The organism is Caballeronia sp. dw_19, assembly GCF_018449515.1.
Classification (GTDB): Bacteria; Pseudomonadota; Gammaproteobacteria; order Burkholderiales; family Burkholderiaceae; genus Caballeronia.
Genome location: NZ_JAAVUQ010000020.1, coordinates 44782 through 59163, shown reverse-complemented (window position 1 = coordinate 59163; position 14382 = coordinate 44782). Strand labels below are relative to the sequence as shown.

Below are 14382 nucleotides of genomic sequence, written 5' to 3'. Positions count from 1 at the left end.
AAACTCCAGACTCACCGAAAAGCGACCGACCATGAACGAAAAGCAACAACAGAACGGCGACGACGAGCGCGGAAACGGCATTCAGGTCATTGGCCGCGCCGCGAGAATCCTGGATGCCCTTGGCGCTTCCCCGGGCGGCATGAGCCTGGGCGAGATAGCCAAAGTAGTCGAACTGCCCCGTTCGACGGTGCAGCGCATCGTCAACGCGCTCGGGACCGAAGGTCTTGTGCGATCCGATCGCGCGGACGGCGTGCGCCTCGGCCCTTCCTTGCTGCGCCTTGTGGGGAAGCTGCATACCGACGTCGTTGCGGTCGTTACTCCGCATATGCAGGCGCTGTGCGACGAGGTCGCCGAGACGGTGGCGCTCACGCGCATGAGCGGGCGCGAGCTTGCGTTCGTGCATGTCGTCGTCTCCGAGCAAGAGCTACGCGTTGTGCCGCGCGTGGGCGCAAGCCTGCCGCTTCACAGCACATGCGGTGGAAAGGCTCTGCTTGCGCTGAACCCCGATGAAGAAGTGCTTGAGCTCATGGGAGACACCTACGAGCGCGTAACGCCCCGCACGTTGCACTCAGCCACCGCGTTGACAAAAGAACTTCGAAAGGTGCGCAGTGCGGGCTATGCGTACCAGGAAGACGAGACCGAACCTGGCATCTCGTCGATAGCCGTCGCGATCGACACCATTCTTGGCCGCTACGCCGTCTCGGTGGTCGTGCCAAGCGCGCGGTTCGGTGTTAAGCGCGAGATGCTCGCCGCTCAGTTGCTCAAATGCCAGGAGGCACTGCTCAGCGAGATTGGAAAGGCTTCGGCCGATGCGTGAGTCATCTGTCCGTGTCATTCCCGAGAGCTTCCGACCGCGGCTTACGAGCCAGCCCTTGAACGCTGGACATTGGGCTTCAAAATGGCACAACGACCTTTGCCCAGACGCTCGTGCCCTCCGTACGATTGCGCGCGGCAAATTCCTTCAGCACCTTCAGGTCGAGGCCAACCTTGCCGAACTGATAATGCGCAGCCGGCCCGATGGCAGCCACGCGGCCGCGAAACCCGTCTCCGTCGACAGGCATGCCGTGCTGATAGTCGTCCGTGGTTTGGTTCACGTAGTACCCGTTCACGCCAAGACGCAGGTCTTTCGCGACCGGATAGCTCACCGAATAGTCGAAGTGGAAAATCTGCCCCGACCGGTAATCAGTAGCCGCATTGCGTACGTTGAACGTGTACGTGATCTTCGCCGACACTTCCAGACCGTTTGTTGGCAGATAAGTGAAAGCGACGATCGGGCGGAACGAGTAGTAGTTGCCGCCGGTGTTCAGGCCGCGTGCCATGTCATAGCCGCCGACGGGCAGCACGATGTCGACCGCGACCAGCGGGTGAAACGCGCCGACGTCCCAGCCGACAGTCGAGCCCACCGTGACGTCGCCCACGCCGTTGCGATGGTCCTTGCCAGATGCCGAACTGCTTTGCAGCGACGCAACATTGCCAATGGCAAAAGCCCCTACCCGGCCACCCGCAATCTTCAGGTTCGACATGTAGAAGAGGCGCGCGGCAAGAACTTCGGCCGAGAAGTTAAAGCCCGGGATCGAAGATTTACCATGGCTGTCATTGAACCGGCTTGCGTGATAGTAGTTGGTGTACAGCACGCCATACCAGCCCGGCTCAGGCAACATGCCCGCAAAGAACCCCTCCGAGCCCTGCCCAATGTTGTCGCCGCCGCCTTCGGTCGCGATGGCGGACTGTGAGAGTGCCGCCGCAAGCGCGACCAGACCGACGAGGATACGTTTCTTGAGCGTTGTCATGCGTGTTACTGCCAAACAGCAGTCTTCAAAAATGGTTCTAAGATTAGTTAGGATGACGAATTCACAGGAACGTCCGTACAGCGGGCGAGATCCATCGGGCCTCGCCCGCGCGCTACTGGTTCAGTGCATTTTTAAGTGAAGTGGAGAACGCGGGCGACCACCCGCGATCGTCACGCGGCGTCAGCGGCCGCAAATTGTTCCTGAGCTGCGTGAATCGCGGCGAGTGCAATCGGGAAGCCGGCGGTGATGCCGAGCTGGATAAAAATATCGATGATGGCTTCCCGTGTCACGCCCGCTTTGAGCGCCGAAGCGATGCGAAGCTTCAACACCGCTGCACCCGTCGCACCGAGCGTCGCCAACGAGGTGATCGCCACTATTTCTCGCGTACGGGCGTCGAGCGACGACTCCCCCACCATGTCCGCAAACTCCCACTCCATCACGTAGCGTGTGAAACGCGGTGCCACATCGGCGAGACTCCTGGCGAAAGCGTCCGCCGGAATGCCGAGTGCTTCTTCGAAAATCGCGCTGCCGCGCGCATACCGGCTGCCGGGTTCGGGATGTTGATTGTCTTTCATCGGATACCTCCAGATCGATTTAATTGGATACGCACTTAGCTGTGTTTCGTCAGCGCCTGCATCAGCGAGTTGCCGAAGAGCGTCAGACAGACCCCTGTCAGCATGACCAGCGCGCCGGCAAGCTTGATACCTGACACCTGACGGGTCATCACGCCGACCAGGCCGAAGTGATCGATGGCGAGCGACGACAGCAGTTGCCCGGCAATCACCAGCGCCAGCATGTTGGCCAGACCAATGCGTGGCGCGAGCAGTACGGTGCAGAAGATCGCAGCCGCGCCGAGCAGACCACCGCCGAAGCGCCAGACTGGTTGCGACGGCAGGCTCACGATCGCAGCCGACAGACCGCCTTTGCCAAGCGCAATTGCCGCGAGCGCCACCGTGCCAATTGAGAACGACACGAGGGCCGCGGCCACAACGTTGCCGCCAAGACCACCCGCGAGTTGGCTGTTGACTGCAGCCTGAATCGAAATGGCCGAGCCGGCGCAGAATGCGATGAGCAGAAAAATCAGGTTCATGTCACACCCATTTTGGTTAGTCTCAGGCCTGCGCGACTTTCGGTGACGCGTCCGCGAACGGGTCGGCAATGTAACCGGCGCCAGCGAACAGATGCGCACGGGAAGCTTCCGTCGCCTGCTTGAGTGCCGGGAAATCGAGGCCGAGCAGCTTGCCGCCCGACTTCCGAACGCGGCCGCCCACGATCACCGTATCCACGTTGCTGCGTTCCGCGGCGTGAACGATGGTGCCGATGGCATTGTTCGATGGGTACAGGTTCAGGTCGTCGGCGCGGATAAGCACGATGTCAGCCTTCTTGCCCGGGGTCAGGGAACCCGTTTTTTCATCGAGGCCCGCCACGCGTGCGCCATTGATGGTTGCCGTCTCGAGGATGCTACGTACCGACACTGCCGCCGGCGCCGTTTCATCGCCCCGATAACGACGATTCTGTGCGTGCGCACGCTGCATGAAGTAGGCGGCGCGCATCTCGGCAAACATGTCTCCGCCGTACGAGGCTTCAACGTCGATACTGATGGCCGGCGCAATGCCGTGGTCGATCGCGCGCTGGTACACACACAGCCCTTCTTCCAGACCGTATTGCGCATCCGAGCGCGGGCAGACGTCGACGTTCACACCGGCCTCACGCAGGATTTCCCACTGCTCATCGGAAAGGCCCGTGCAGTGATTGAAAATATTGTCCGGCCCGAGAAGCCCTTCTTCCTGGAGACCCGGCAGCAGCTTGCCCATGTCTTCGCCAAGGAACTCAGTGATGATGCGCAGCCCCACCGCGCGCGCCGCCGCCCACGTTTCGCGATCCCACTGCGACATCATGGCCATCGTGACGAGCCGGTCGTCTGAATCGAAGCGTTCCTGCTTCAGCCGCCCGAGGTCTTGCGGCCAGTGGTGCGCCCATTCCCCCGCGAGCGGCTTGCCCGGTGCATAGACCGCGCGGATGCCGGCGTCTTCGAGCGCATCGACCGAGGCATCCGAATGCGCCGGGCTTCGAGCGTTGTGGGAGTTGTCGACCATGGTGGTGATGCCGGAGTCGATTGCACCTAGCGCCGTGATGAGGTTGCCGACGTACATGTCTTCCGGACGGTAGTGCGTCGCAAAGGAGAAGTGCGTCGACCTCAGGTAGTCCATCAGGGTCGGCGAGTTCGGGTCGATACGGCGCAACTGCCCTTCCCACGCGTGACGATGCGAATCGACGAAACCGGGCATGACGATCATGTCGGTGGCGTCGATGATTTCAGCGCCATCGGCGTCGATCGACGGCGCGATCGCGGCAATGCGGTCGCCCTCAATCAGGATGTCGCCGAGCGTGAGGTCGCCCACTTCCTTGTCCATGCTGACGATTGCACCGCCCTTGATCAGGACGCGTTGTTTATCGTCGACCGGTTCGAGCGGCTTGACGATAGAGCGAAGGTGTTCCCATGCGGTCGGCGGGTAATTATCGAGTGACATTGTTCGGTTCCAGCGAATGATCGGGAATGGTTGGAAAGCTGCCCGTCGTCGGACGGGCGAGGAGATTCAGGAGAAGTCCTGCTTCAGGCGTTGGTGCCGCCATCGATTTGCAGCACCGTACCGGTGGTAAAGCCGTTGCCGATCGCGAAGAGCGCTGCATCGGCGAGTTCGTCAAATGTAGTTGCGCGCGCCGCCCCTAACAATCACCTATAATTTTCATACTCTGTGAAGCTGGGGATACATAATGAGAGGAAGCGATTTCGCCGATGTACGGGCCTTCGTATCGGTCGCCGAACAGGGTTCGTTCGCCCGCGCTGCGGGACAGATGGCGGTGTCACCTTCTGCACTGAGTCAGACTATTCGTGGGTTTGAGGAGCGGCTTGGCGTGCGCCTTTTCAATCGCACGACACGTAGCACCAGCCTCACTGAAGCCGGAGCCCGGCTGCTCGCGCGCATGCAGCCCCTTCTCGCCGAATTCGATGCCGCACTTGAAGATGCGGCCGAGAAAAAGGGGAAACCGTCGGGGACGCTTCGCGTATGCGCGCCGCAAATGGCGATCATTCACCTGCTGCAGCCAATGCTCGGCGTGTTTCAGGAGGAGTATCCCGATGTCGTGCTCGACCTGACGAGTGACGAGAGCCTGGGGGATATCGTTGCGCGCGGTTTTGACGCTGGTATCCGGCTCGGCGAGCACGTCGACCAGGACATGGTGGCGGTACGCGTGGGTCCCGATCTGCGCCAGATTGCAGTTGCCTCCCCTGAGTATCTGGAAAAGCATGGCGTGCCCCAAACGCCTCACGATCTGCACAACCACCGGTGCATTAACTGGCGCCGGGCGGGGCAGACCAGCGTCTACAACTGGGAATTTGCGAAGGACGGACAGTGGTTTGACGTGTCAGTCAAAGGCACGTTGATCGTCAACGACTGTGCGGTCGCGCTTCAGGCCGCCATCGATGGACTCGGCATCACAGTGTGGACCGAAGACTGGATGGGGCCGCAACTGACGTCGGGGCGTCTTGTCCCTTTGCTGCAAGAATGGTCTCCGTTCTTCCCGGGGTTTTACCTCTATCACCCGAGCCGTACCCGCATGCCCGCAGCGCTGCGCGCGTTCATTGACGTTGTCAAAAGCGTGTCGATGGGAACAGGCGCGACGCCCTCGCCACTCCCGGAAATGCTCGCACCCGGACTACCGTCCGGCGGACAAGCAATCGAAGCGGCTTGAGTGGGTGCATTCGCGCGGCTTGCCAGAATGTCCGAAACTCAACATCCGCAAACCGCCCGGAGGGTTTTCCATCGGATAGATTGAAAGGATGGAGCAAGCGCCGCCGCGCTGCCTCTCACATCCCCTGGAAAGATGATGAATCTGGACGCAATCGACACCGTTATCCAAGAGACCACGCTCGAAGAAATTCGCATCGGCAAGGTCAAGCGCCTTGCGCAAACCACCATCATGACCGGCATCGAAAAATCGGTCTGTCAAGGACCGGTCCGTGTCTCCGATGTCCGGATTGAAGGCGACGAACAGGGCGAAGCGGTCATTCACGGCGGCCCGCATAAGGCGGTGCTGCAGTACGCGCGGCACCACTACGATGCATGGAGAAAAGAGCTTCCCGCCAGTGCGCACCTATTCAACCCTGGCGGATTCGGCGAGAACCTTGTGGCTGACGGCTTCGACGAAATGAACATGTGCATCGGCGACGTCGTGGAGGTCGGGTCCGTCGTTCTGCAGGTCGCGCAGCCTCGCCAACCATGCTTCAAACTCAATCATCGGTTTCAACAGACGAGCATGTCGCGCCGCACCCAGGAGTCGCACCGAACCGGCTGGTATTACCGGGTTCTTCGGACAGGTGAGGTGTGCGCGGGTGATCAGATGCGCGCCGTAGAGCGCCCGCACCCACAGTGGACTGTCTCCCGTGTGCAGGACATTCTGTACTCCGATACACAGAACTTGCCCGCCATCGCCGAGCTCGTTGAACTCGAAGAGTTGGCGCCGGACATGCGTGCATTGTTGAGAAAGCGGCTTGAATCGATGGAAGTCGAAGAGTGGAATTCGCGCCTGATCGACGAAGAGACGAGCGCCATCGAATCTCTTTCAACCGACGAACGCTGGACAACGGTGACGGTAAAGAGCGTCACGCTCGAAAGCGCCACGGTGCGTTCCTTCGAACTCGTGGCCACGTCCGGAAAACGGCTTCTTCCCTCCACGCCGGGCGCTCACGTCAAGGTGAAGTTACCCAACGGGCTTGAGCGCGCGTACTCGCTCTGCGAGAACTCAGACGGCAGGGCCTACCGGATAGGAGTGGGACTCTCGCCATCGAGCCGCGGCGCATCGAAGTGGCTACACACAAATCTGAAGGCGGGTGACACGTTGAAGGTGTCCGAGCCCATCAACACCTTTCCCGTAGAGGAAGGCGCAGGGTTCCATCTGATGATCGGCGGGGGTATCGGCATTACCCCGTTCCTGTCGATGATCCAGCACTTCCGTGCGACCGGCGCGAGGTTCCTCCTGCATTACTGCGCGCGCTCGGAGAAAGAAGCCGCCTTCGTTGAGCAGCTCGGCGAGCTGAAGGCACGCGAGGTGCGCTTTCATTTCGACGGTGGCGCGCCTCAACGAGGCATCGATCTCGACGCCGTTCTGGAAGGGCTCGATTCGGACACGCACGTCTACTGCTGCGGACCGGAGGGATTAATGAAGGCGCTGCAGTCGAAGCCCACCCGCTTGCCGCTCAAGAACTTCCACTACGAAGCGTTTTCCGCGTCGGGCGTGGATGACGGCGCCACAGCCTTCTCGGTCAGAATCGCATCGTCCGGGCAGACCCTCGAGGTGGCCGCCGGCCGCACCGTTCTGGAAGTGCTAAGGCAACACGCAGTCGACGTCCCTTCCTCGTGCGAATCAGGGTCATGCGGGACCTGTGTGGTGGGCTACCGCGATGGGGTCATCGCTCACAACGACTATTGCCTCTCTCCCGGTGAGCGTCGGACGAAGATGGCCGTGTGCGTGTCCCGCGCGAACTCGGGGTGCGTCACGCTCGACATCTGAGCATAAGTTCGAGTGTCGAACGTTACCAAATGCTGCTGTTCAGATACTTCAGCGGCGATTCGCCCGTTACCGCCCGGAATGCCGCGATGAATGCCGACGGGCTGCTGTAGCCAGCGGAGCACGAAGCCGTTTTCACCGACCGCCCGGACAGAAGAAGTGCGATGGTTTCCGCCAGTTGCACGCGAGTGCGCCACTGCCGGAAGCTCATGCCGACTTCATCATGAAAAATTCGCGACAGCGTGCGCTCGCTCGCGCCAAACTGCTCACCCCACTCCTTGAGCGTACGCTGGTCGTGTAACGCATTGATGAGACGGAACGCGATGGGTCTGGCGCGTCGATCACCCGGAATCGGAACGCCGGACAAATAGCCCAGCAACGCGTCCTCCGGCGAGTGGACCTCATCCCGCCCCGGCGCCTCGAACGATGAAAGTACCCGGCCCGCCAGATCACCCTCGGCCATCAATGCGTCCCGACCCAGCCGGCGAATTTTCGGGTGGACGGCATGTGCCGGATCGCGCGGGGTACTCTCGGGTTGCCTTACGCAAATGGTCCTGAGGGTAGTGGTCGTATTAGCCACAACCGTATGCACGACCCCGGCCGGCACAAGTGCCGCAAAGCCTTCCGGCACTACGCTTAGCCAGTCGCGAACGAGCAGCGCTACGACACCTTTGGATGGGCATAACACCTGGGCGAAGTCGTGGGAGTGCCAGCCGACCACAAGGCCGTTATCAAGCGTCTCCGCCAGCGATAGCTGTGGAAATTCCGGTGTCAGACTGACGTCCCGCGACGCCGACTCCACGAGCCTCGGCTTTTGCCACTGTCCAATCATTGGCCGCTCCAACGTACTTTTGCGCTGTGAACGAGCCATCATATTCGAGAAATCCCTGGTGCGTTTCGCTCGTGTACTCCCCGACGCGATGCGCCGCCTCCTCCATGCACCGCGTCGAATGATTTGATGGGACGCACGCCCTTTGCCGGTGCGCGCCCGCTCTCGCATAGGGCGCAATCTCTCGAGTCATATGAAGATTAGATGGGCGAAGTGAATTGTGGCGGGAAGTCGATATCCCACGCGGTTGTACGCAGATATTTGACTTCTTAGAGTGGACTCACTGACTGCCAACCCCAGGCTGCCGAGCATTCGAAAAGCGATTCGGCCAGTGCCCCCTTCCGATACCGGAGTACGTGATGCTAAGAGACTATTTCCCGCACTGGGATGTTCCTGTCAACCGTCATCCGGACCAACCGATCGCGCCCGATGAACGATTGCCCTGGGGACAAACCATTGCGATGGGTATGCAGCACGTCGTGGCCATGTTCGGCGCGACAGTGATTGCGCCGCTCATCATGGGATTTGACCCGAACGTGGCGATCCTCATGTCCGGCGTCGGCACGTTGCTGTTCTTCGTGATCGTGGGCGGCCGCGTGCCGAGCTATCTGGGTTCCAGCTTCGCATTCATCGGGTCGGTAGTCGCCGTAACCGGATACGCCGGTCACGGCATCAACCCTTCTCTACCTGTCGCCCTCGGCGGCATTATTGTCTGCGGCATTCTCTATTCGCTCATCGGCCTGCTTGTCATGGCCGTCGGAACCCGCTGGATCGAGCGGGTCATGCCACCGGTTGTCACCGGCGCGGTAGTGTCCGTGCTGGGGTTGAATCTTGCGGGCGTCGCGGTTAAAGGAATAAGTACGAATCTCTTTGACGGTCTGTTCGCGCTTGTGACCATTGTGCTCATCACTGCCGTGGCGGTGCGCGCGAAGGGCCTGTCACAACGTCTGATGCTGCTGCTCGGCGTGTTTGCCGCCTATGTGCTGTACGCGATCGTGACCAATGGACTCGGCTTTGGCAAGCAAATCGACTTCTCGGTTGTCGCCAACGCGGCCTGGATCGGCTTGCCAAAATTCTCGTCACCGACATTCTCGTCGCACGCAGCATTGATGATGGCGCCGATCGCGATCATTCTTGTTGCGGAGAACCTTGGCCACGTAAAGGCGGTCGGCGCCATTACGGGGCGCAACCTCGATAGCTACGCGGGACGCGCTTTTCTCGGCGATGGGTTGGCAACGATGCTCTCCGGCGCCGTAGGCGGTACAGGGGTGACCACCTACGCGGAGAACATCGGCGTCATGGCGGTGACCAAGATCTACTCGTCGCTCACTTTTGTCGTCGCGGCACTGGTTGCCATCCTGCTGGGCTTTTCACCGAAGTTCGGGGCGCTCATCCTGACCATTCCTGCAGCTATCATGGGCGGTGTATCGGTTGTGGTCTTCGGCCTGATCGCGGTCGCCGGCGTACGCATCTGGATTAACCATCACGTCGACCTGTCGTCCAGTCGCAACCTCATCGTAGGCGCAACGATTTTCATCCTCGGCACGGGCGATTTCACGCTCAAGTTCTTTGGCTTCTCGTTAGGCGGTATTGGCACCGCGACCTTCGGCGGCATCGCGTTGCACGCGATTGCCTGCGCGCTCACCCGCGAAAAGACTGAGCCGGTCGCGAAGGTTCACCCCGATGAGCATGTCATTCACAGCCTTTGAGCGCTCGTTCGACCTCGTCAAGTTCGGCGACCACTTCAACCTGCGGCGGCGCACAGAACTCATCGTGATGCTGGCGGACAAGGGTATTGTGCTCGGGGCGCTTTCAGTCACGGTCCTTCGCGAGAGCCCACCAACCCATGCCCCTCACTCAACCGTCACCGACTTGGCCAGATTCCGTGGCTTATCGATATCCGTTCCCCGTGCGAGCGCCGCGTGAAACGCCAGCAGTTGCATTGGAATAGTGTGCAAGATAGGCGATAGCAGACCGAAGTATTCAGTAAGCCGAATCACTTCAATACCGGGACTGGGCGAGATGCCACAGTCGGCATCGGCGAATACAAATAGCTTGCCGCTACGCGCACTCACCTCATGCATATTCGACTTGAGCTTTTCGAGCAGCCGGTCATTAGGCGCGACGGCCACAACTGGCATCTCGTCGCTAACCAGCGCAAGGGGACCATGTTTCAACTCGCCGGCTGGGTACGCTTCGGCATGAATGTACGAGATCTCTTTCATCTTGAGGGCGCCCTCCAGCGCGACCGGATAATGCATGCCGCGCCCAAGAAACAGGATGTTCTGCCTTCGCGTAAGTTGCTCCGCCCAATCCATGATCTGCGGCTCCAGCGCAAGCACTTTGGTCATCGCGTCCGGAAGATGGCGAAGCGCACGAAGATGGGTCTGCTCATCCTGTTCGGATAACCGCTGACGCGCCTGAGCCAGCGTCAACGCCAGCAGGAACAACGCGACTAGTTGCGTGGTGAAGGCCTTCGTCGATGCCACGCCGATCTCTATCCCCGCCCGCGTGAAGAAAGTCAGCGCGCATTCACGCGCCAATGCACTGGTCGGCACATTGCAGATTGCGAGCGTATTCAGCATGCCCTGCTGCCTCGCGACTTGCACAGCACCCAGGACATCCGCCGTCTCTCCGCTTTGCGACACCGCGACAACCAGTGTCTTCGGATTCGGCACGCTTTCACGATACCGGTATTCACTTGCGATCTCTACGCTCACCGGCAACTGTGCCAGGCTTTCTATCCAGTACTTGGCGGTCAGCGCCGCGTGATAACTTCCGCCACACGCGAGAAGCAACACGGAATCAACGGAATTCAGCACGCGCCAGGCGTTGTCGCCGAATAACTCCGGCATGATCGATGTGACATCCTGAAGCGTGTCGGCGACCGCTTGCGGCTGCTCGAAAATTTCCTTCTGCATGTAATAGCGATAAAGCCCCAGGTCAGCCGCCCCGCTATGCGCCGCGACCGTATGCACACGGCGCTCGACACGGCGGCCACTGGCGTTTTCTACCCGATGCCGGTGAAGCTGGATGTCGACTACGTCGCCGTTCTCCAAGTACGCAATCTGATCGGTGACGTTCGACAACGCGATAGCGTCCGACGCCAGAAAGTTCTCGCCGTCACCGATGCCAACCACCAACGGCATGCCATCGCGCGCGCCGACGACCCGATGCGGCTCGTCGCGGCACAGCACGGCAATGGCATAGCTCCCACGCAGTTGAGTAACCGCTTCCTTGACGGCCTCGAACAGGTCGCCGTTATACAAATGATCGATCAGATGCGCGATAACCTCGCTGTCGGTCTGACTGGCGAAGACGTAGCCGCTTTCCTCAAGCTCCGCGCGCAACTCCTCGTGATTTTCAATGATCCCGTTGTGTGAAAGCGCTATTCGTGGCGCTTCTGCATTCGGTGAAAAATGCGGATGCGCATTCGCGGTAACCGGCTTGCCGTGCGTCGCCCAACGCGTATGAGCAATCCCGGTATAACCGGACAAAGCCTCGCTGGAGATCACGTCTTGCAAATGCGCAACGCGATCGACGCTACGAGCCCGCACCAATTTCCCTGCCTGATATAACGCGACACCGCACGAATCGTAGCCGCGATATTCGAGGCGTTTAAGTCCATCGACCAGGTTAGGCAGGATGTTGCGTTGCGCGACCGCGCCGACAATTCCACACATGACGTTGTTCCTTAGGCGGCTCCCCTTTGGAACCGGTGCAGGAATATTAAGGTTGACTCCATGCAATTTAATTTCATATTAGTAGAATGTTTGAAGTTTTTAATCAACCAGAATGCGTGATGAAATTTTATTTCACGCTAAGCTAAGCGCGAGTGACCACCCTTAGCGCTCAAAGCGGAGCCCAAAGTGCCTGGAATTTATCTGGATGAACTCGACCTTCGAATCCTCGCCATCCTGCAAAGAGACTCGTCTGTCTCCAACGTCGAGCTCGCCGCCCGCGCGCATGCATCACCGCCTACGTGCTTGCGTCGGGTGAGCAAACTCAAGGAAGCCGGGGTCATCCAGCGCGAAGTGGCCATTCTCGATTACGCCAAAATCGGGCCAACATTAACCGCGATTATTGAGGTGAGTCTTGACCGGCAAGCAGCCGAGGATCTGGACGCTTTCGAAACGTATATCTGCGAGGAAGCGGTGGTGACCCAGTGTTATCGCGTGTCGCCCGGGCCTGACTTTCTGGTCGTAGCCGAAGTCGTCGACATGCCGGAATACGACGAACTCGCGCGCCGCCTGTTCAAGACATCTTCGAACATCCGCAATGTACGCACATTCTTTTCGACGCATCGCGCCAAGTTCGAAGCCAATGCTCCGGTCAGGGTCGTGGGTGATCGAGCCAGATAACGCGTGACCGACATTGACCTCAGTCCTCTGAGCTTGAGCTTGAGCCTAAGCCGAACGGGCGCACGTCCGATAATCGCAGCGACAAAGATCCGCTTCCAAGGCACGCGCCGCCTCTCACACACTCGCCAACCGGAACACGTTGACGGTATCGCGCAGCATCTGGGCCTGCTCCTGCATCGACTGAGCCGCGGCCGTCGCTTGTTCGACCATCGCGGCATTTTGCTGGGTCGTTTCGTCCATTTGAGCAATAGCAATATTCACCTGCTCGATACCGCGGCTCTGCTCCTCGGACGCCACTGAAATTTCGCCGATGATATCCGTCACGCGCTGCACGGCCTGAACCAGCGAGTGCATGGTCGTGCCGGCGCGCTCGACCAGCGCCTTGCCGTCATCGACCTTGCCGGTGGACTCTTCTATCAGGCTCTTGATCTCCTTGGCCGCGTCCGCGCTGCGACGTGCGAGATTGCGCACTTCGCCCGCCACTACCGCAAAACCACGCCCTTCCTCGCCCGCGCGCGCCGCCTCGACGGCCGCGTTAAGCGCAAGAATATTGGTCTGGAAAGCGATGCCTTCGATCACGGAGATGATGTCGACCACGCGCGTAGAACTGGCCGCAATGCTTTGCATCGTCAATACGACCTGCTGCACCGCCGTCCCGCCTTCGCTTGCAATCAGCGATGCATTCGCGGCCATCTTGTTCGCCTGATGCGCATTCTCCGCGTTCTGCTTCACGGTCGCGGTGAGCTGCTCCATGCTCGCTGCGGTTTCGCTGATCGACGACGCCTGCTGCTCGGTGCGTGCGGAGAGATCGTGGTTGCCCGCCGCGATCTGCTGGGCGGCAACGGTAATGGTTTCAGTGCCGCCGCGAATGCGCCGGACGGTATCGGCGAGCCGTTGCTGCATGCGTTGCATGGCGGACAACATGCTGCCGGCATCCGTTGCGCTCAGCGCGACTTCGTGCGACAGGTCGCCATTCGCAATGCCCTCTGCGACGGTGGCGGCATACGCCGGTTCGCCACCCAGGCTGTGCTTCACGTTACGGATAATCAACACCAGCGCCGCCGAGCTAACGCCGCCAATCAACAGGATCACGATCAGGTATTGCAACAGGTTGGCCTTGAACGCGTCATTGATATCGTTCACGTAGACGCCCGAGATCAGGTACCAGTCCCACGGCGCGAACCGTTTGACAAAACTGATCTTCGGCACCTGTTCCGATTTGCCCGGGAAGCGTGCCATGTACGGCACGAAACCCTGTCCGTTTGCATGAGCGACCTTGACCATTTCCACGAACAAACGCTTGCCGTTCGTATCCTTGTAGTCGGTCACGTCCTTCATGCGCAGATCGGCCAGCACCGGATGCATGATGACCACCGGGCGCGCGGTCGTAATGATCATGTAGCCGTTTCCGGAGAAACGCATGGCGGCGAGCTTCGCCTTGGCCTGCTCCTGAGCCTGCTCCAGCGTCAGTTGATGGCTGTCTACCTGGCTGGCGTAGTCAGCAACAATCCCGTACGCCGACTCGACCACGTTTTCGACGCCAGTCTTGCGCTCCGCGGTCATGGTTTCGCGCGATTGCCACGCGGCCCATCCGCCGAGGAACAAGAGTCCGAGCCAGGTAATAAGCAGCGCCAGCCATAATTTGGTGTTCAAACTGAGACGGTCCAATCTACTCTCCGATGCGAGGCACAGTTCATGACCCAGCGCATCAGGATGTACGCGCCGTTGTGTGCATATCGGCCGTCTGGAGGAATTCTGAAGTATGGAACACACCGAATGGTGTCAGCGCAAAAGGGGATATCGCCGGGCGCAGCGGCAAGCGGCTCACATTGCC

12 protein-coding genes are annotated in these 14382 nt (G+C 60.0%); 5 read left to right on the top strand and 7 right to left on the bottom strand.

The window, feature by feature from the left end:
• Positions 1 to 31: 31 nt before the first annotated feature.
• Complete coding sequence (locus tag HB376_RS24295) at positions 32 to 817, top strand: IclR family transcriptional regulator (protein ID WP_213766224.1); 786 nt, start codon at positions 32 to 34, stop codon at positions 815 to 817.
• Between the two features lie 76 nt (positions 818 to 893).
• On the opposite strand, the gene HB376_RS24290 is transcribed toward HB376_RS24295, so the two are convergent.
• The 4 genes from HB376_RS24290 to HB376_RS24275 form a co-directional block, all read right to left on the bottom strand.
• A complete protein-coding gene (locus HB376_RS24290) occupies positions 894 to 1790 on the bottom strand; it encodes a transporter (protein ID WP_213766223.1) in 897 nt (298 codons plus the stop codon).
• A 170-nt stretch (positions 1791 to 1960) separates the two neighbouring features.
• A complete protein-coding gene (locus tag HB376_RS24285) occupies positions 1961 to 2365 on the bottom strand; it encodes a carboxymuconolactone decarboxylase family protein (RefSeq protein WP_213766222.1) in 405 nt (134 codons plus the stop codon).
• A 35-nt stretch (positions 2366 to 2400) separates the two neighbouring features.
• Positions 2401 to 2880 carry a DMT family transporter gene (locus tag HB376_RS24280; RefSeq protein ID WP_213766221.1) on the bottom strand — a complete coding sequence of 160 codons (480 nt, stop codon included), beginning with the start codon at positions 2878 to 2880 and terminating at the stop codon, positions 2401 to 2403.
• A 22-nt stretch (positions 2881 to 2902) separates the two neighbouring features.
• Positions 2903 to 4321 carry an amidohydrolase family protein gene (locus HB376_RS24275; protein WP_213766220.1) on the bottom strand — a complete coding sequence of 473 codons (1419 nt, stop codon included), beginning with the start codon at positions 4319 to 4321 and terminating at the stop codon, positions 2903 to 2905.
• Between the two features lie 244 nt (positions 4322 to 4565).
• Between HB376_RS24275 and HB376_RS24270 the strand changes: the two genes are divergently transcribed.
• Together HB376_RS24270 and HB376_RS24265 are read left to right on the top strand one after the other, a co-directional pair.
• Positions 4566 to 5543 carry a LysR family transcriptional regulator gene (locus HB376_RS24270; protein ID WP_213766219.1) on the top strand — a complete coding sequence of 326 codons (978 nt, stop codon included), beginning with the start codon at positions 4566 to 4568 and terminating at the stop codon, positions 5541 to 5543.
• A gap of 135 nt (positions 5544 to 5678) precedes the next feature.
• On the top strand, positions 5679 to 7361 hold the full coding sequence (locus HB376_RS24265) for an MOSC domain-containing protein (protein ID WP_213766218.1): 1683 nt from the start codon (positions 5679 to 5681) through the stop codon (positions 7359 to 7361).
• A gap of 22 nt (positions 7362 to 7383) precedes the next feature.
• Here HB376_RS24265 and HB376_RS24260 read toward each other — a convergent pair whose 3' ends face one another.
• Positions 7384 to 8190: an AraC family transcriptional regulator gene (locus HB376_RS24260; protein WP_213766217.1), complete on the bottom strand. Its 807-nt coding sequence runs from the start codon at positions 8188 to 8190 to the stop codon at positions 7384 to 7386.
• 356 nt (positions 8191 to 8546) lie between these two features.
• On the opposite strand from HB376_RS24260, the gene HB376_RS24255 reads away from it, so the two are divergent.
• Positions 8547 to 9896 (top strand): solute carrier family 23 protein, encoded by a 1350-nt coding sequence (locus HB376_RS24255; protein ID WP_213766216.1) that lies wholly within the window; start codon positions 8547 to 8549, stop codon positions 9894 to 9896.
• Between the two features lie 144 nt (positions 9897 to 10040).
• Here the strand turns inward: HB376_RS24255 and glmS are convergent, their stop codons facing one another.
• A complete protein-coding gene (gene glmS, locus HB376_RS24250; protein ID WP_213766215.1) occupies positions 10041 to 11870 on the bottom strand; it encodes a glutamine--fructose-6-phosphate transaminase (isomerizing) in 1830 nt (609 codons plus the stop codon).
• 186 nt (positions 11871 to 12056) lie between these two features.
• On the opposite strand from glmS, the gene HB376_RS24245 reads away from it, so the two are divergent.
• Positions 12057 to 12548, top strand: coding sequence for a winged helix-turn-helix transcriptional regulator (locus HB376_RS24245; protein WP_213766214.1), 492 nt, complete (start codon positions 12057 to 12059; stop codon positions 12546 to 12548).
• A 114-nt stretch (positions 12549 to 12662) separates the two neighbouring features.
• On the opposite strand, the gene HB376_RS24240 is transcribed toward HB376_RS24245, so the two are convergent.
• Complete coding sequence (locus HB376_RS24240; protein WP_255631534.1) at positions 12663 to 14216, bottom strand: methyl-accepting chemotaxis protein; 1554 nt, start codon at positions 14214 to 14216, stop codon at positions 12663 to 12665.
• Positions 14217 to 14382: the final 166 nt, after the last annotated feature.

Excerpts from the sequence above, each read along its gene's own strand:
- HB376_RS24295 (WP_213766224.1), top strand. The coding sequence starts at position 32 with ATGAACGAAAAGCAACAACAGAACGGCGACGACGAGCGCGGAAACGGC.
- HB376_RS24290 (WP_213766223.1), bottom strand. The coding sequence starts at position 1,790 with ATGACAACGCTCAAGAAACGTATCCTCGTCGGTCTGGTCGCGCTTGCG.
- HB376_RS24285 (WP_213766222.1), bottom strand. The coding sequence starts at position 2,365 with ATGAAAGACAATCAACATCCCGAACCCGGCAGCCGGTATGCGCGCGGC.
- HB376_RS24280 (WP_213766221.1), bottom strand. The coding sequence starts at position 2,880 with ATGAACCTGATTTTTCTGCTCATCGCATTCTGCGCCGGCTCGGCCATT.
- HB376_RS24275 (WP_213766220.1), bottom strand. The coding sequence starts at position 4,321 with ATGTCACTCGATAATTACCCGCCGACCGCATGGGAACACCTTCGCTCT.
- HB376_RS24270 (WP_213766219.1), top strand. The coding sequence starts at position 4,566 with ATGAGAGGAAGCGATTTCGCCGATGTACGGGCCTTCGTATCGGTCGCC.
- HB376_RS24265 (WP_213766218.1), top strand. The coding sequence starts at position 5,679 with ATGAATCTGGACGCAATCGACACCGTTATCCAAGAGACCACGCTCGAA.
- HB376_RS24260 (WP_213766217.1), bottom strand. The coding sequence starts at position 8,190 with ATGATTGGACAGTGGCAAAAGCCGAGGCTCGTGGAGTCGGCGTCGCGG.
- HB376_RS24255 (WP_213766216.1), top strand. The coding sequence starts at position 8,547 with ATGCTAAGAGACTATTTCCCGCACTGGGATGTTCCTGTCAACCGTCAT.
- glmS (WP_213766215.1), bottom strand. The coding sequence starts at position 11,870 with ATGTGTGGAATTGTCGGCGCGGTCGCGCAACGCAACATCCTGCCTAAC.